Below are 18142 nucleotides of genomic sequence, written 5' to 3'. Positions count from 1 at the left end.
ACTATGGGCGTACTACAAAGTGGGTGCGCATAATTTCGGTAATGCGGTACATATTTGTAGGGCTTCCTACCTTGAGCTTTTCTTTAAGACCGTAAAAGTCCAGACACAAGCCGCAAGACAGAACCTCGCAGCCTTGAGAAGCAAGAGCCTTTAAGTCGTTTACGGTTTTTTCGTTTTCGGTTGTAAGCTTTACACCCGAATTATAGCAGACAACGAACTTGGGAAGTACATCCTGTTCCGTGAGGGCATAGATAAAGCCTTCTAAAAGCTTTTTGCCGAAGCCTTCATCTCCAGAGCCCATCTGATCCGAATTTATCACAACAGCATATTCTCCGCTTGAAGTTTGAGGAACGGCAACAGGATTTAAATTTACACCGTCTTTAGCCTTTAAAAGAACGGAAAACTCTTTTTCACTGATTTTGTTTACTTCAACCCCTATGCCGAGCTGAGCCGCCATCTTTGAAAGGTTTTGAGTTGCAACCTCATTATCAACCTTGACCGAGATATTTTCTTTACCCGTATTTTCCCTGACAGCCTTTTTTGCCATAATAACGGGAATAGGACAAGCCTGTCCCATCGCATTTACTTCTATCATAACAACCTCACAATATATTAAATTTTTAGATATATTATCATAAATGCTTATAATTAGTCAATGATGAGAATTATTAACATTATTTTATTTTGTGAATGTTAGATATCTTTACTTAAATCGGCAATAGTTGTTTTGTTAAGCGAATCCTTCATTGCTTTTTGGGCATCATCCAATTTAGCATCAAGCACAAGATGAATTTTACTTCCCACAGGACATTTAGAATTCGGATTAGGATGAAAATTAAAAATATCCCTCTCTTCCTCTCCCTCATTGATTGCGTTGTAAACATCGAGAAGCGTTATTTTATCTGCTGCTTGAGCCAAGTGCGACCCGCCGACCCCTGCGGCAGTTTCCACAAGTCCCGCTTTTTGTAACTGAAGCAAAATTTTTCTTATGATAACGGCATTTACGCCTGTGCTTGCAGAAATAAAATCCGAAGTAACACGCATATCTTTTTCAAAATACCGGATACACAAAAGAGTATGTACCGCTGCCGTAAAACGAATACTTATTTTCATATTCCCAATTATACCATTTTCTTTAAGACTTCGCCAATATCGTCATTGATACAGATAGATTGCTCTTCTATTTTGAGCGGCACAACGGCTTCTCCAAAATTGATGCAAGCATAACCCGCATTCGGATTTTTTTCGGTCATCTGCCAAAACGGATACTTTATGATTCCGGGTGTGTTTCCGCCGACGCCGAGTTCAAAGAACAAAACTTTTCCGTCGCCTTCCTGTTCACCGTTTTTTATTATATTCCGAGTTTGCAAAAACTTTTCATATTGTTTTGATGCCTTGTACCAACCTTTATCCGTTACAAAAGTGTGGTCTGCCCTAAGATTCATGCTCATCGGCTTTCCGCAAACAGGACAACGGGGAACAAGTTCTGTCGGAACTTTCATTTCATTGCGAAATTCCCACATTGCTCGGATTTGTTTTTCGTTGTCATAAGTTTCCTCATGACACGGCTCGCTGCATTGAAACAATCCGTAGTCGCCCTGCGTGTAAAATAGCCGGTTCTTGTCAAAGCCGGCTTTTTGAAAGCAATGGTCTACATTTGTTGTGATCACAAAATAATCCTTGTCCTTCACAAGCGAAAACAAATCTTTATAAACCGGTTTTGGCGGATCCATATAGCGGTTTATCATAATATAACGGCTCCAATATGCCCAATGCTCTTCGAGAGATTCAAAAGGAGTGAACCCTCCGGAATACATATCATGAAAACCGTATTTTACCTCAAAATCCGAAAAATATTTTTCAAACCGTTCACCGGAATAAGTAAATCCTGCCGAAGTGGAAAGCCCGCTTCCGGCACCGATGACAATTGTTTCCGCTTCGGAAAGAACCTGTTTTAATTTCTCAATCTTCTCTGTCATACAAAAGCCTCTCATAAATTTCTTCATCTTTTTCAGTGAACACATTAAACACAACCTTCATCCCGCCGGTAGTTCCTGTCACGTTCGGGCTTGAACCTGATGTCTCATTTTTTTCTTTCCATTCCCTGACGGCAGCAACCGCAATTTGTGCCGCCTCCTCCTGCGGAAAACCGAAAACGCCTGTTGAAATACAGCAAAACGCTATTGATTTAAGGCCCTTATCATGCGCCAAATCAAGACAAGATTTATAACATGAAGAAAGCAAATCGCAATCAGTTTGAGTAGGATGTCCGTCCGCAATCGGACCTACAGTATGAAGCACAAACTTACACGGCAGATTAAACGCAGGTGTGATTTTTGCTTGTCCCGTCGGCTCCTCATGCCCTTGCTTTTTTATAATCGAATCGCAGGCGGCACGGAGCCTTATTCCTGCAAAGGTGTGTATGCAGTTGTCGATACAGGAGTGACAGGGCTGCCAGCAGCCTGTCATTCCGCTGTTCGCTGCGTTCACGATTGCGTCAACTTTGAGTGTAGTGATGTCGCCTCGCCAAATGTAAAGATCACCACAAGCCGGAACCAAATCCGCTATGTCGGTAATTCCGCGCAATTTAATTTCTTCCTGCAAATACTCATCTTCAATATGCAAAAACTCTTCACTCGCAGGAACGGCATGACGCACATTCACAAGTGAGCGAAGAAGATATTTTTGCTCTGTTTCACTTTCAGGAATCTGCACTCCTCTATATTGTGAATTTTCTGCGAGAAGATATTCAATCAAAAAACGCCTCCGCTCTGTCTGTGTCATAATTCACATTCCTCTCGGGCATCTCTTTTGCCCGGTGTCTTTGTAAGTTATTTGAACTGTTGTTCTAATTAACTTACAGCTATAATATACAATAAATCGCTTGTAATGTCAATAGAACTTTTGATTTTTTTTATTTTCTTGTCTCATTTTTCAATTCATTCTCTAATTCCTCAATGCTATGATGATGACCATGTTTTGAATCAGAAATAAAGTGATTATGTAAATGAGAATGGGATATTGTATGGGTATGCGTTATGCCGTTATGTGTATGTGTAAATGTATGCCTATGTCCGTGCAAATGTTTTCTAATTAATGTGTCATACACGGCAAAGGCTGTACCTATAATCATTACGAATAATGCCGATATATATTTAGTTGATATTTTTTCTTTTAATAATACAAAAGCCAAAAATGTTCCTATAAATGGTGCAATCGAATAATATGCACTTGTTTTAGCTGCACCCAAGTATTTTTGAGCACGAATGTATGTAAAAATACTTAATCCGTAGGATACAAATCCCAACAATAATGCGAAAGGAATATATTTAAGAGTAAAATCGATTTCACCGGAAACAAAAGCTACAATTATCGAACCAAATCCTGAACAAAGTCCTTTTATTGTTACAATCTGATATGTACTTTTATCTGACATTCTGCGGGTACAATTATTTTCCAATCCCCAGCAACTTGTTGCTCCAAGAACAAACAAAGAGCCTATGGAAAAATTTAATCCTTCAATATTTTCAAACGAAAGAATTATACTTGAAGCCGTAATAAAAAGAATTGCAAGCCATAATCTCCATGTCACTTTTTCCTTGAATATAATCAATGCAATTAATGCTGTAGCTACTATTTCAAAATTTCCAAGCAAAGATGCATTTGATGAAGTTCCGTATTTCACCCCAAGCATTAACAAAATTGGAGCTACAATATCAAGACCAATCATTCCCAAAGTGTACGGTAAATCAGTTTTACCAAGCCGTTCAGATTTTTGCTCTTTTTTAAAATTGAATAAATACAAAATTCCTACACCAAGTCCTGCTCCAATATAAAGAAGCCCGGCCATAAATACAGGTGAAATATTTTGAAGGAGCATTTTGGAGCAAGGAACATTTAATGCATAAAAAGCTGCTGCAGCAACTGCGTAAATAATTGCGATTATATTTTTATTCATCTTCAATTAAAACCTTCCTTAATTATTAGATTTATAGTTTTATATACTTCAGTTGATTTCATTTTTTATCCTTATATTCTATCATTTCTTTATTCAAAAATACATTTGCATAATATTCATATTCTCTTATTTCCGGATGTTTTTGAAAATCAATATATGGAGCTTTACAATAGGGACATCTAAAAGGATTGTAAAATTTAAATCTTCCATATCCTTTTTTTTCTAATTGAGAATCAATTCTTTTTACTGATTCTTCTGAAATATTTTTACATAACTGACCAGGCATATCTTTAATTGCATCATAAGGAACCATTAAAGTTTCGCTGCCATCATCTGAATAAAAATACTGGAAATAACCATTTCCTGCATGGTAACTATGAATATTAAAACTTTTTTTGCATTCATCGCAAATGCAGCATAATCTGAAATTTGAAGGAGTTATAAATCCCGAAAAATGTAAGCCTCTGCTGAATAATCCCATTCCCTTATTTTCCGGATTATCATTATTATATGCATTTAATAAAACCGGCTGAAATCTTATTCCGTCTATCTGATTAATTTTCTTTTCTGTTTTAAATGGACTATCATCAATTTCGCCATCGATCACCAGACCAAAATTATTTAAGATCCGGATGCATAAATGAAGAAATTTCAGACTTGAAAAATTACTTTTATTTCCGGATTCAATTATATAATTTGCTATACATTTATTATCTTTAAAAATTATTAATTCATTACTTACCGGTTCCATTGTTGTTTCCACATTAACAACTTCGAATAATTCTTTTGACGATATTTTTGAATTATTAATTTCTTTTTCTAATTCAGAGAAATCAATATTTATTTTATTTTTATTTATTGTAATTACTTTTTTTTCTAACATCTTTTCCCACTCCATGTGCCACAGTGAGGGTTGTTCATATACCTAACGCTTAAGTTGCATTTGCGGCTTGTCCGCAATGTCAGTGTTGAAGAAGAGTGTTATGCCATCTGCTTACAATTTGGAATTTTCTCTAAATCATTTACGAGTTTTAACTCTGCTTCCCTTAAATCCAATTCATTCTGCATATTAAGCCAGAACTTAGAAGTCGTCCCAAAATATTTAGAAAGTCTCAAAGCCATTTCAACAGTTATTTTTCTTTTTCCGTGAACTAAATCCAAAATTGAACTGGAAGAAACACCTAAATCTTTTGAAAGTCTATACGGAGTAATATTTAAAGGTTCGAGGAACTCTTCTAGTAAAATTTCACCAACTGTCGGTAATTCAAATCTTTTATCCATGACACACCTCCGTTTAGTGGTAATCCACAATCTGTACTTCATAAGCTTCATTGTTTAGAAACTTAAACTGTATTCTCCATTGACTATTTATTCTTATTGAACAATAGTCCTTTAAATCTCCAAGAAGATGTTCAAATCTATTTCCCGGAGGAATCCTTAGATCATCCTCTTTTTCCGCCGAATTAATTATCAATAATTTAGCAAAAGCTCTCTTATGTATTTCAGGCGGAAGCTTAGGTGATTTATTGCCTTTCCAGATTTTTTCTGTCTCTGAATCTGCAAACGATTTAATCATAATTATATCATCTGTTATTAAGATATATCTGTCAAGTAGCTATATCTAATAGATTTCATTTCCAAACCAAAACTATTTTACAGTTTATTTTTAAGTATACTTAAAATCCGCTCGTCTATCGTTTTTTCTTCGTCAGCGCACCCCTAAAGGCTATGTCCAAGACTTCTTCAACATGGCTTACGGGGTAGAACTTAATGCCCTTTTTAATGTATTCGGGGATTTCGTCCAAGTCTCTTGTGTTAGCCTGAGGAATGATGACTTCCTTTATTCCGTTGCGGCGGGCGGCGATTGTTTTTTCTTTTAGGCCGCCTATGGCAAGAACTTGTCCTGTAAGCGAAAGCTCTCCGGTCATGGCAAGTTTAGGCTTGATGGTTTTCCCTGAAAAAAGCGATAAAAGAGCTGTGGCCATAGTGATACCTGCGGATGGGCCGTCCTTGGGGGTAGCCCCTTCCGGCAGGTGAAGGTGTATTATATTTTTTTCGAACCAGTCCGGTTTTTTTATTTTTTGGTCTACGGAAAACATTCGAGTCCATGAAAGGGCTATGCCTGCGGATTCTTTCATAACGTTTCCGGCTTGGCCTGTGAGTTTAAAGCCGCCCTTTCCAAGCATAGATGCAGTTTCTATCAAAAGAGTATCTCCGCCCATAGATGTCCATGCAAGACCTATCGAGGTACCGGGGACGTCGGCCTTTTTAATATCATCATCGCGGAAGATAACCTTGCCAAGCATCTTTTCAATGTCGGCCTTTGTTACAGTCAGCTTTTCGTCTTCTTTTCTTTTACCGTTTACAATTTCGGTTGCAACCTTGCGGTGAATCTTATCCAGCTTCTTTTCAAAGTTGCGCACGCCGGCTTCCCTTGCGTAAGAGTTTGCAATATAAAGGAGCATATCCTGACTGTAGACTACCTGATTCTTTTTAAGACCATGCTTTTCAAGGCTTTTCGGAATAAGGTGTTTTTTTGCTATCTGAACCTTTTCGGAATCGATGTAGCCAGAAAGCTTTATCACCTCGGCCCTATCCAAGAGAGGGCGTGGAATGGAATCGAGGGTGTTTGCCGTGAGGATAAAAACTATGTTGGAAAGGTCGAAGGGCAAATCCAAATAGTGGTCTCTAAAGTTTATATTTTGCTCGGGGTCTAGAACTTCGAGGAGAGCACTTGAAGGGTCGCCCTGATAGCTTTGCCCCATCTTATCGACCTCGTCTATCATAAAAACGGGAGAATTGGTTTTTACTATCTTTAAGCCCTGAAGGATTTTACCGGGCATGGCTCCTATGTAGGTTCTTCGGTGCCCCTTTATTTCGGCCTCATCCCTCATGCCTCCGACCGAAAACCTAAAGAAGGGCTTAGACATAGCTCTGGCTATGGACATTCCGACGCTCGTTTTACCTACACCGGGCGGGCCCAACAAAAGAATGATCGAACCCTTGGTGTCCTTCTTTAATTTACGCACGGAAAGGTATTCTATTATTCGGGTTTTTACATCTTCAAGCCCGTAGTGATCCTTATTTAAAATCTTTTGAGCTTTTGCAATATCGTATTCTTCCGGCTCCGAATTTTTCCACGGAAGTGAAAGAATGGTTTCCAAATAATTGCGGGTAACTATGTATTCGGAAGAATAGGGGTCGAGCATCTTAAATTTTTCAAACTCTGAGTCCACAACCTCTTTTACTTCTCCGGTAAACTGAAACTCTTCTATCCTCTTTGCAAAATTTTCTTCTTCATTGGTCTTAGGATCCGTGGTCAGCCCCAATTCTTCTTTAATGGATTTAAGTTCTTCCCTTAAAAAATAATCGCGCTGATTTTTTTCGACACGCATATTAAGGTCATCCTGTATCTTGCGCTGAACCTGTAAAAGTTCTTGTTCTTTTTTAATGTGAACAAAAACTTCTTCCATTCTCTTTTTTACGTTTAAGGTTTCAAGAATCTTTTGCTGATCTTCTTTTTGAATGTTTAAGATACTTGCGATAAAGTCGGCTATTTTTCCGGGATGGTCAATATTGATCATATTGAGCCGCATCTCTTCGGAGAACAGGGGATTGTTTTCAGAAAGCTGCTTCATTTCGCTTATGAGGGCTCTGGTAAGAGCTTCCACCTCATGGCTTTTTTCTTCTTCATCATCCAGATATTGAACGGCTACGACTATGGGATTTGTATCGTTGACGGTTTTGCGTATCTTAAAGCGTTTTTGAGTGGCTATAAAAACGTTGAGCCCGCCGTCGGGCAGATTTATCTTACGCACGATTTTTGCGGCACAGCCCACCTTGTACAAGTCCTTGGCTTGAGGGTGTTCTATATTGTTTTTAAGAAGGGTAAGCCCTATAAAACCGTCGCCCGCATAGGCATCTTCGATTGACTTTATGTCTTCGGGGGCATTAATTAAAAGCGGCGTAAAAATGCCGGGAAAAATCGGCCTGCCGCTCAAAGGGACAATATTCAACTTTTGCGGCAGTAAGCTTTCTATCGGAACAATTTCTTTTTTATCACTCATTCTTTAAATATCTCAATAATTTAAAAAAAAGTCAATCGGAAAAGAGATTATTAAATGTCAATCTTTTTTTTCAAATTTTGCTATCTATTACAAACAATTTCTATAATAATTATGAAAGGGGGAATTTTTTAAAAAAAAATTATTAGCGAGGCTTAGTTATGGAAAAATTATTTAAAATAACTCTCCGCAACGACTACGCTTTTAAAAAAGTATTCGGAGTGGAAGAAAACAAGGACGTACTACAGGATTTACTGGAGTGTATCTTAGACATTCCGCCTGAGGATATCGCAGGTTTGGAACTTCTCGATAAGGAGTTTCATAAAGAGTTTTTAAGTGAAAAGCTAGGTATCTTGGATATCAAGTTAAGACTAAAAGATGGAACTTTTGTAGATATTGAAATTCAAAACAGTTGGTATTTTGATTTTCCTGAAAGGACCTTATATTATTGGTCTAAGATGTATAATGAGGGTATAAAACAAGGTCAAGACTATACAAAACTGCCAAAGTGTATTACAATAAACTTGATAGGAAAAGGCTTTAATAAAAATAAGCGTTTGCATAACAAATATCTTGTTTTAGAAAAAGATACAAAAGAGCCTTTAGTTTCAAAACTTGAAATTCATATATTGAACCTTGAAAAGGCAAGACTCTTAAAAGAAGGTCAATATAAAGATTATAAAGCTAAACGCTTATTAAATTGGCTTAAATTTATCGAAACTGATAATCCGGAGGTAAGAAAAATGTTAGAACAAGAATCACAGATGATGAGAAAGGCAAATGCGGCGATAGAAGTAATGGAAATGAGTCCTAGGGATAAATGGCTATATGAATCCCGCATGAAATATGAACACGACAAGGCTTCATGTATAAGTGAAGGCTATCGACAAGGCATTGAAGTAGGTATATTGCAAGGCGAACTAAAAGGGAGACAAGAAGGTATCCAACAAGGCTTTGCCGATGGGGCTCACCAAAACAAACTTGAAACTGCTAGAAACTTAACAGAAATGGGTTTTGCCGTGGAAGTTATCGCAAAAGCTACAGGATTAAGTATTGAAGAAATAAAGTCCTTATAAGAATCAGCCTTTTGGAACTTTTTATGTTGTTACACCGAAATAAAAATGTGCATGGACGCACATTTTTATTCCTTTATCTCATCTAAGCTTATCCTGAACTCCTCTAGGAGCTTTTCTCTTATCGTTTCATCGTCAATGCGGTTAAAAACCGGTTTAAAGGCGGCTTCGATTATAAGCTTTTTGGCGCTCAGCTCGTCAAAACCGCGGGTCATAAGATAGTAAAGCTTGTCCTTGTTTACCGCCTCAAAGCTCGCAGCGTGCTCTCCTATAACGTCATCCTCATCGCAAAAGATTGTCGGAATTGTAGCACCCACAGTAGTCTTATCGAGCATAATCGTGTTATCCGAAAACCTTGCAATAGATTTTGAGCAGCCTCTGTTTAAAAAGATATTGCCCCGGAACATCTTATGAGCCTTGTTCTTTAAGGCTCCCTTTGCGGTAATTGCACCGAGAGAATTTTTCCCGTTGATGATAAAATTTTGCTCCAAGTCGATGCGTCTGGTCTTATCTGCAAAGTAGAGGGGGTATATTTGAACCTCAGCCCATTCCTCAGGCATATAGGTAGAAGTTGAAGCCCCGTTTATCTTTGCCCCAAGCTGAATATCGTAAAGGGTAACTTGGGCCTTCTCCATCGCAAAGATTTTTACGGTTTCAAAGTTAATGCCGCAATGGCTCAAGTTTTGTACCTTTATAAATTCTACTTGAGAGTTTTTTTCGGCAACTATGCTTAGTATGCCGTTTCTAAAAATATCGGCCTTTGAGCAATCGTAGGCCTTTACATCATGATAAAAAAAGATCTTAGCCCTTGCCCCTTCTTCAATTACAATAAGATTTTGGTCATAAAGAACATTATTGGCCTGATCCATTGTAAAATTGATTAGAACATTCGCAGCCTGTTCATTATCCGCACACTTTTTTACTTTTAAGTAAATACCGGAATTTCTTTTATCCTTTACTTCTTGAACATAATTGTCTCCGAGGCCGCAATTTTTTTCGCGTTTTGTCTTCGTAAAATCAAAGAATTTTTCTATATCTTTTGAAGGGGCTGTTTTTAAAAATTGCTCAATCGGCATTTGTTCTATATTTTTAGCTTCGGCACATCCATCTGCCCGACCATCGACCCGGCTTCCGGCCTTGCAGGTTAAATTGCAAAAAGGCTTTGAAGGGATATCCGTTTTTGTGTAATCAAGCCGTTTAAAATAAGTTCTGTCACTCATATCTATCCTATAGTTCCTTCCAATTCGATTGTAATAAGATTGTTCAATTCAACGGCATATTCCAGAGGCAGCTCCTTGGAGATAGGTTCGACAAAGCCCTTGATGATAAGGGATTTTGCGGCGGCCTCATCCAAGCCTCTTTGCATAAGGTAGAACACCATTGATTCGCTTATCCTTCCGATTTTAGCCTCATGGCCTATATCTACATCATCGATATGGGATTCTATAATCGGAATCGTATCGGAGCGGGATTTATCGTCAAGCATTAGGGATTCGCATTCGGCCGCAGCCTTAGCTCCGGTTGCATTTGCTCCTATGTATAAAAGACCTCGGTAGTTTGCTTCCCCTCCGTTTTTTGCGATGGAACGGGAGCGCATTTCCGAAACGGTATTTTTTCCTATGTGAACGGTCTTTGTTCCCGTATCAAGGCACTGTCCTTCCGAAGCGAAAGTAACCCCTGTAAACTCCGAACGGGAGCGGTCGCCTTTTAAGATGCTCATAGGATAAAGCATGGTAACCCTTGAACCGAACGAACCCGAAACCCATTCAATAGCTCCGTCTTCTTCGACTATGGCCCTTTTGGTGTTTAAGTTATATAGGTTTCGCGACCAGTTTTCGATTGTTGAGTAACGCAGGGTTGCTTTTTTTCCTACATAGAGCTCTACGGCCCCTGCATGAAGGGCGTTCTTATAGTATTTTGGAGCACTGCATCCTTCAATAAAATGAAGGTAGGCCCCTTCTTCTACAATTATAAGAGTATGCTCAAACTGTCCCGACTGTTGGGCATTTAGTCTAAAATAGGATTGAAGCGGAAGTTCAACCCTTACTCCCTTGGGAACATACACAAAGGAACCTCCCGACCAAACGGCACCGTGGAGGGCTGCAAATTTATGGTCATTCGGCTTTATAAGCTGCATAAAATGCTTTTTTACTATATCTTCGTACTTGTGGACGGCCGTTTCCATATCCAAGTAGACTACGCCCTGTTTTTCTAAGTCTTCTTTTAGGCTGTGGTAAACGACTTCGGAATCGTACTGGGCACCCACTCCTGCGAGGGAACTGCGTTCCGCTTCCGGTATACCCAGCCTGTCAAAGGTCTTTTTTATTTCTTCCGGAACATCGTCCCAAGTTTCGGCCAAGGGCTTTGTATCGGAAACAATGTAGTGGATTATCTCTTGAATATCCAAATCGGAAATATCGGCTCCCCAGTCCGGCATGGGTCGAGCATTAAAGTATGCGAGGGATTTAAGGCGCAAGTCCAGCATCCAACCGGGCTCATTTTTACGCGCGGATATTTTTTTTACGACTTCTTCGTTTAAACCGAGCCCAGTCGAATATTTATAATCGATGCTGTCCTTTATGTCATAGATTCCGCGTTCTATATCCGAAACAAATGTACGCTTTCTTTCTTGAAAGAGAGCGGCATCCTCCGGTGCTTTAGCTGTGTTTTGGTTTATGGCTTTACTCATAGGCTTTCTTTTATGTTTTCGTAACCGTTCTTTTCGATATATTCGACCAACTCAAGACGACCTGTTTTGACAATAGTGCCGTCAACAAGAATGTGTACAAAATCGGGCTTTATATAATCTAAAACCTTGTTATGATGGGTAATAATTAAAATTCCCATATCGGGGGTGCGTATTTTGGAAACGCCTTCAAAGACTATCTTTGTAGCATCAATATCCAGCCCTGAATCCGTTTCATCGAGAATTGCGAGCTTCGGGTTTAAAATAGCAAGCTGTAAGATTTCGTTTTTCTTTTTTTCTCCACCCGAAAAACCGACATTTAGGCTGCGGTTTGCGTATGCAGGATTGATTTTAAGCTGCTTCATTGTGTCCGATAAAAGCTTGTGAAATTTTATCATAGGAATTTTTTCACCCGTTACGGCTTCTTTTGAAGCACGCAAAAACTCTTCTACTTTTAGGCCCGGCACCTCTTCAGGTATCTGAAAAGAAAGAAATATACCTTTACGGGCTCTTTCGTAGACGGGAACCTCGTTTATAAGTTCATCTTCAAAATAAATCTTGCCCTTATCGATATTGTATCGAGGATTTCCTACTATGGCAGCCGCCAAGGTGGACTTTCCTGCTCCGTTTGGGCCCATGACCACATGAACCTCTCCCTTGTTTATACTCAAATTAAGGTTTTTAAGAATCTGCTTCTCGTCAACCGACATTTGAAGTCCCTGTATATCTAATAGTTTCATCATGACTCCTATAATCTCCTGTATAATATAACAATTTGAAAATTAATATTCAATAAGAAAGACGTATAAAAATTTTGAAGTCTTTTTAAACCTTATGGACAAATCGTTTTAAACCTGTTAGAATGTCCGAAGTGTAATTCTTATACCTAATAATAAAAATCTGAGGAGTTTTTTTATGGCAAAGGAAAAAAGATTGGGCTTTTACCCAAACTTGGTATCGGTATTGCGGCAGGTATTTTGCTCGGACTCTTTGTCCCGGCATCCGTTATGGCCGTTATCAACACGATTAAGGCAATCTTAGGTTCGGTTATCTTCTTTATCGTACCGCTGGTTATCCTCGGTTTTATTGCTCCTGCAATCTGCGGTTTAAAGCAAAATGCAGGAAAAATGTTGGGAACCTTTTTAGGTTTGTCCTATATATCCGCTGTCGGAGCTTCAATTTTCTCCGCTATTGCAGGATATATTTTGATTCCCTTCCTGCATGTACCCAGCTCTATGAGTGCCTTGGCAGACATCCCGAAAACAGCCTTCGTTTTATCTATTCCGCCTCTAATGCCGGTTATGACAGCCTTGGTAATGGCCATACTTGTAGGTATTTCGGTATTATGGACAAAGTCCGCAACTGTCGAGAAGGTTTTGGTAGAATTCCAAAGCATGGTTTTGGAAATCGTAAACCGCATAGTTGTTCCTCTTTTACCCTTCTTTATTGCAGCAACCTTTGCAGAGTTAGCTTATAGCGGAAGTTTAACAAAGCAGCTTCCCGTATTCTTAAAGGTTATTGTTGTCGTTTTAATCGGTCACTTTATCTGGCTCACCATCCTTTACCTTATCGGAGGAGCAGTTTCAAAGAAAAATCCATTAGACGTTATCAAACACTACGGCCCCGCTTATACTACAGCTGTAGGAACTATGTCCAGTGCCGCAACCCTTCCTGTAGCCTTACGCTGTGCTCATAAATCCGAAGCTCTGCCTTCCGAGGTTACAGACTTTGCAATTCCGCTTGGAGCCACAACCCACCTTTGCGGTTCGGTTTTAACGGAAACCTTCTTCTGTATGACTATAGCTCAAATGCTTTACGGTTCGCTTCCTTCTTTCGGAACAATGATTTTATTTTCATTCTTGTTCGGTGTATTTGCAGTAGGAGCTCCCGGTGTACCCGGCGGAACCGTTATGGCTTCATTGGGTCTTGTTTTGAGTGTTTTAGGCTTTGACAGCACAGGAACAGGCTTGCTTATAGCTATCTTTGCTCTTCAAGACAGCTTCGGTACTGCATGTAACGTAACAGGTGACGGAGCCTTGGCCTTGATACTCAGAGGTATTTTCTACAAACCTGACGGAACCTTAAAAAAACAGGCTTAACCTTTTTTTAGCTTACAAACCCTCTTCGATTTAAATCGGAGAGGGTTTTAATTTAAGCCGATCCGATAACTCTTCCCGGCCTTAATACTCCCTCTCTTGACGCTAATACATAGATAATTTATACTCAATATATATGGAAAGACTGATATTTATATTTAATATTACGCAGATTGTCTTATTCGGCGTAGGCTTAATTTGTTTTATAGTACTATTTTTTGTTCCCGCCGGATACGGTAAAATGATAAATAAAAAATGGGGCTTTTCTTTTAACAATAAAATTGCATGGTTTTTAATGGAAGTTCCTACACTTATCACTATGATTGTCCTAATGTGTGTATGGGCTAAACCTGAAAATTTTGTGAGAATTATAATAGGCCTTTTTTTTGTGCTGCATTATGCTCAGAGAGTTTTTATATTTCCTTTTTTACTTAAGGGAAAAAGTAAGATGCCCATTCTCATCGTTTTGATGGGAATCACATTTAACACGATAAATGCCTTTTTAATAGGTGCATGGCTTTTTTACCTTTCCCCCAAGACCATGTACCCTATCTCGTGGCTCTATGATCCCCGTTTTATAATCGGAGCTCTTGTTTTTTTACTCGGGATGGCTATAAACATAGACTCGGACAAGTATATACGCTCCTTACGAAAGCCGGGAGATACTGCACACTATTTTCCTCATAAACGGATGTACAAATATGTATCCAGCGCCAATTATTTCGGTGAAATATTGGAATGGTTCGGCTTTGCCCTCCTATCATGGAGCTTTGTAGGCCTTTTGTTTGCATTTTGGACCTGTGCCAACCTCGTTCCAAGGGCCTATACTATAAATAAAAGATACAGGGAAGAATTTCCTGAAGAATTTGCAGCCTTAAAACCTAAGAGGGTATTTCCTTTTATATTTTAACGGAATGCGGGCGAAATTATGAAAAAAAAAGGCTTAGGTTTTCTTTTAATTATTTTTTCCTTTTTTTCTTTTAAAGCAACGGCGCAAACCCTTGACGCTCATTGGACCTTGGTTTTTGCCGGCAAGAACATAACGGTTCCCGTTTTTTGGAACGGAAATATTTATACGGCAGGAGACGACAAGGCCTTAAACTGCATTACCTCTCAAGGAACGTTTTTATGGCGAAGAAATACGGGTGAATTCCCAAGCGAGTTTTTATCGGTTTCTCAAGCCGGAATAGTGTTTATGGTTACTGCAAAGGGAAATATCGAAGCTTTTTCTTCTCAAGGAATGCCCCTTTGGACTTATCCGTTAAAGAAAAAACCGATTTTTCCCGTACACACCGCACGGGACGGCCGCATTTTTATAATCCAAGATAATAACATAATTTGCCTCACCTCGGGAGGCAAACTAAAGTGGGAATTACCCCTTGTTTCCGCCCCCGTATTTCAACCTGCAGAAACAGGTTCCAGAGATATAGTTTTGATTTTAAAATCGGGAGATTTCTTGCGTGTTTCTATCTTCGGTTCGATTGTAGAGCAATACAGACTTAAAAAGACCGTTTCGGCTATAGGAGAGGCTCCTGAAGGGTATATACTTGCTTGTACGGACGGCTCAATTTCATACTATAAAACAGGCGGAGGTTCGGAAGCTCTTTGGCAAACTACCGAACCCGAAATCTGTAAAAATGTTTTTTATAAGGGCGGAAAAGTCCTCTATATGTTTGAAAGCGGTAAAGTTGTTTTTAAGGATCTAAAAACAAATGAACTTATATGGGAAGAAAAAACTTCGGGCAATTTTTCGAGTGGAGTACATTGCTACGCAATCGGCAACGAATTCAATATTACCGCAAAAGGATTCGGCTGCCTTATTACAGACACAGGACGCATCAAATGGGAAAAAAAGATACCTGAAACCAATTTCTTCCCTATAATAACCGAAAACGGACTTTTGGTCGGAATAACAAACGAGATTTTAAATGCCTACAGGGTGGAAACAAAGCTTTTGCGAAAAGGGACAAAACGAAATGCTCCCGAAAATTTTTATTCCATAATACAAAAAGATGACAAGGGCAAGGAGGACTTTCCGTTTTTTGTTGAATATGCTACTACGGCAGAACTTTTAGATGTTATACAAAAAGAAATAGAAAACGGAACCGTAGGCGAAAAGGAACCTCGCTATGCCTTTCAATTAAAAACTATCTTGGAAAATAAGCGCAAAGCCTCGTATTTTTCGCAAGACTTTAATTCCTTTGATAGATCAAGGGCTGCAGAGCTCTTAGGAAGACTCGGTTCCTATGAATATAGGGATATTTTATTGGACGGGATATACAAAATAGACGACCCTGATGTACTTGCCGGAATTTTAAGAGGTTTGGAACATCTTGCCTACGATCCCGATGACCGCACAATGGAAGGCATCCGCTTTGTAATGGGAAAGGCAAAATACGATGACATAAACCTTATGGCGGCAGTTTGCGATTGTTTGGCCGCCTTGATGCGATTCGGCTCAAATGAAACGGCTTCTGTTGCAATTTCAAATATTTTTTACATTATTAAGGGCCCTTATTCCAATATTATTCAAAATTATGCAAGACAAAAAATCAAAAATATAGTAAAATAGGAAGAACGGAGGATTTACTTATGAGAAGGCTATTAGTTTTTTCGTTTTTTTTGATTATGGTAGTTTTTTCAGGATTTGCAATTGAAGTTGATAAGCCTGAAATTGATTCTGTAAAAAATAAGACTATAGAATTTATTAACTACACGGGACCTCATGATGTGGTAGATAGTGCCGACACAATTCGGGGAATAGGCTCGAATCTTGCAGGAGCCGTAAAATCAGGCCGTGCAGGCGATATCAATAGATATTCGGTTATTCACTGTGTCGACCCAGCAGTAAAAGAAGGCCTTGATGCAGATATTTTCATTATCGGAAAAAGTGCCGGTGTTGATCATATTAATAACGTAAGGCTTATAATTGCAGGATATTTGAAGGCAGCTTACGGATATTCCGATAAGGATGCGGCAACTCTTGCACACTTTGTTACAATCTATAATGCCGTTTATCGCAAAAACATGGACTTTTTTAACCAAAAGTACAAGCAGGTTGTTACAAAGAATTTGACAAAAGAAAAAGCCGGTTTAGCTTTGAGTTACGATGAATGGCCCGGACAAACCCAAATAGTTATTCCGCTGACAGACCAAAAATATGCAGGCACTATAAGCTCTGTAGACACTACTTCAATCTCGGATAAAAAGGTTGTCGAAAAAATGCGTGAAGATAAGGGTAAAGACCTTGAAAAACGCAAGGAAATGGTTGACCTAAAAGAAAGAGAAAGCGAGGAAGCCGCTAAACGTGCAGAGGTTGCAAAAAAAGAAGCCGATGTAAAACAAAAAGAAGCGGATAAGCAAAAGAAGGAGGCCGATACAAAGCAAAAAGCCGCTGAAAAGCAAAAGAAAGAAACAGAGCAAAAGCAAAAAGAGGCTAAAAAAGCTGAAGAGAAGGCAGCAACAACAGGCAAACCTGAAGATAAAAAAGTAGCTGAAGAAAAGAAAAAAGAAGCTGAAAAGTCCCAAAAAGAAACCGAAAAGAAGACCGAAGAAGCTAAAAAGGCTAAGGACGCCGCCGATGAGAAGCAAAAAAAAGCGGATGAGGCCAAAAAAGAAGTAAAAGAAGAAGAAAAGATGGCTGAAAAAAAGACTGAAGAAGCTCAAACGGACAGAAAAGACATTGCTTCCGATACACAGAAAATCATAGAAGAAAAGAAGGCAGAGAAAAAGGCTGAGGGAGATGCAGCAATAGCCTCATCAATTCCCGGCTATGGTTTGAAGGTTGTAGACGATTCAAAAATGCTTTCGGAACTTGTTCTTTTAGACCTTAAAACGGAAGAGGAGCTTAGAACTTCAGGAATCAATACAATCAGAGGAAGAAATCTGCACATTGTAGGAAAAAACCTTATGGCCATCGCAGGCACCAAGTCCGGTAATGCGGTTATAGCTTTGGTTCTTATCGACGCAAAATCCCTTGAAATTGTTAAACAAAGTCAAGAAAATATTGCAGCTGAAAGTGTTTTGGTCAAAAACGGAAACGATTATTATGCAGTAATCGATAGTAACGGAAAATACCTAATTGGACGCTATAACGATAAACTTGAACTTCAAGCTAAGTCGGCGGTCGAAGTACTACCCTATACGCCTATAACGGTAGGTGATAAGGGATTATTGGTTCAAGACAGCAAAAACGCTATCAGATTACTAAAGTTAACCGATTTAACGAATATAGTTATTTCTGAAGAGGAGAAAAAATAAGGAGT

General features: G+C 39.0%; 17 protein-coding genes. 5 read left to right on the top strand and 12 right to left on the bottom strand.

Translation table 11 applies throughout. From position 1 onward, the window contains the following. Position 1: 1 nt before the first annotated feature. From yedF to lon, 9 genes are all read right to left on the bottom strand, one after another. Positions 2–595: a sulfurtransferase-like selenium metabolism protein YedF gene (yedF, locus tag HGJ18_RS00535; RefSeq protein ID WP_253697083.1), complete on the bottom strand. Its 594-nt coding sequence runs from the start codon at positions 593–595 to the stop codon at positions 2–4. Positions 596–693: 98 nt separating this feature from the next. Beyond that, positions 694–1113, bottom strand: a complete 420-nt coding sequence (locus tag HGJ18_RS00530) for an Rrf2 family transcriptional regulator (protein WP_253697082.1) — start codon at positions 1111–1113, stop codon at positions 694–696. A gap of 8 nt (positions 1114–1121) precedes the next feature. Next, complete coding sequence (locus HGJ18_RS00525; RefSeq protein ID WP_253697081.1) at positions 1122–1979, bottom strand: SIR2 family NAD-dependent protein deacylase; 858 nt, start codon at positions 1977–1979, stop codon at positions 1122–1124. Beyond that, a complete protein-coding gene (locus HGJ18_RS00520) occupies positions 1963–2784 on the bottom strand; it encodes a protein-ADP-ribose hydrolase (RefSeq protein WP_253697080.1) in 822 nt (273 codons plus the stop codon). Before HGJ18_RS00520 ends, HGJ18_RS00525 begins: the two co-directional genes overlap by 17 nt. 130 nt (positions 2785–2914) lie before the next feature. Beyond that, positions 2915–3958 (bottom strand): DMT family transporter, encoded by a 1044-nt coding sequence (locus tag HGJ18_RS00515; RefSeq protein WP_253697079.1) that lies wholly within the window; start codon positions 3956–3958, stop codon positions 2915–2917. 58 nt (positions 3959–4016) lie between these two features. Next, positions 4017–4841, bottom strand: coding sequence for a hypothetical protein (locus HGJ18_RS00510; protein ID WP_253697078.1), 825 nt, complete (start codon positions 4839–4841; stop codon positions 4017–4019). A 98-nt stretch (positions 4842–4939) separates the two neighbouring features. Next, the gene (locus tag HGJ18_RS00505) at positions 4940–5239 is read right to left on the bottom strand and encodes a HigA family addiction module antitoxin (protein ID WP_253697077.1); all 300 of its coding nucleotides are present in this window, start codon (positions 5237–5239) and stop codon (positions 4940–4942) included. Positions 5240–5252: 13 nt separating this feature from the next. After that, positions 5253–5534, bottom strand: a complete 282-nt coding sequence (locus tag HGJ18_RS00500; RefSeq protein ID WP_253697076.1) for a type II toxin-antitoxin system RelE/ParE family toxin — start codon at positions 5532–5534, stop codon at positions 5253–5255. A gap of 115 nt (positions 5535–5649) precedes the next feature. Continuing rightward, on the bottom strand, positions 5650–8025 hold the full coding sequence (gene lon / locus HGJ18_RS00495) for an endopeptidase La (RefSeq protein WP_253697075.1): 2376 nt from the start codon (positions 8023–8025) through the stop codon (positions 5650–5652). A 158-nt stretch (positions 8026–8183) separates the two neighbouring features. Between lon and HGJ18_RS00490 the strand changes: the two genes are divergently transcribed. Continuing rightward, entirely contained in the window at positions 8184–9098 is a 915-nt protein-coding gene (locus tag HGJ18_RS00490; RefSeq protein WP_253697074.1) for an Rpn family recombination-promoting nuclease/putative transposase, read from the top strand. A 65-nt stretch (positions 9099–9163) separates the two neighbouring features. Here the strand turns inward: HGJ18_RS00490 and sufD are convergent, their stop codons facing one another. Genes sufD through sufC form a run of 3 tightly spaced genes read right to left on the bottom strand, consistent with a single transcriptional unit; the run spans position 9164 to position 12521 of the window. Continuing rightward, the gene (gene sufD / locus HGJ18_RS00485) at positions 9164–10315 is read right to left on the bottom strand and encodes a Fe-S cluster assembly protein SufD (RefSeq protein ID WP_253697073.1); all 1152 of its coding nucleotides are present in this window, start codon (positions 10313–10315) and stop codon (positions 9164–9166) included. Between the two features lie 2 nt (positions 10316–10317). Continuing rightward, positions 10318–11784: a Fe-S cluster assembly protein SufB gene (gene sufB / locus HGJ18_RS00480; RefSeq protein WP_253697072.1), complete on the bottom strand. Its 1467-nt coding sequence runs from the start codon at positions 11782–11784 to the stop codon at positions 10318–10320. Beyond that, positions 11781–12521, bottom strand: a complete 741-nt coding sequence (gene sufC, locus HGJ18_RS00475; protein ID WP_253698342.1) for a Fe-S cluster assembly ATPase SufC — start codon at positions 12519–12521, stop codon at positions 11781–11783. Before sufC ends, sufB begins: the two co-directional genes overlap by 4 nt. Before the next feature lie 192 nt (positions 12522–12713). Here sufC and HGJ18_RS00470 point away from each other — a divergent pair, with 192 nt between their 5' ends. The 4 genes from HGJ18_RS00470 (at position 12714) to HGJ18_RS00455 (ending at position 18137) form a co-directional block, all read left to right on the top strand. Beyond that, complete coding sequence (locus HGJ18_RS00470) at positions 12714–13880, top strand: dicarboxylate/amino acid:cation symporter (RefSeq protein ID WP_301338943.1); 1167 nt, start codon at positions 12714–12716, stop codon at positions 13878–13880. A 133-nt stretch (positions 13881–14013) separates the two neighbouring features. After that, positions 14014–14787, top strand: a complete 774-nt coding sequence (locus HGJ18_RS00465; RefSeq protein ID WP_002673495.1) for a phosphatidylethanolamine N-methyltransferase family domain-containing protein — start codon at positions 14014–14016, stop codon at positions 14785–14787. Positions 14788–14805: 18 nt separating this feature from the next. Further along, positions 14806–16449, top strand: a complete 1644-nt coding sequence (locus HGJ18_RS00460) for an outer membrane protein assembly factor BamB family protein (RefSeq protein ID WP_253697070.1) — start codon at positions 14806–14808, stop codon at positions 16447–16449. Positions 16450–16469: 20 nt separating this feature from the next. Further along, positions 16470–18137, top strand: coding sequence for a P83/100 family protein (locus HGJ18_RS00455; RefSeq protein ID WP_253697069.1), 1668 nt, complete (start codon positions 16470–16472; stop codon positions 18135–18137). Positions 18138–18142: the final 5 nt, after the last annotated feature.

The organism is Treponema denticola (genome assembly GCF_024181405.1).
GTDB lineage: Bacteria > Spirochaetota > Spirochaetia > Treponematales > Treponemataceae > Treponema_B > Treponema_B denticola_D.
The sequence above is the reverse complement of the archived record's forward strand: the minus strand, read 5'-3'. Positions and strand labels throughout refer to the sequence as shown.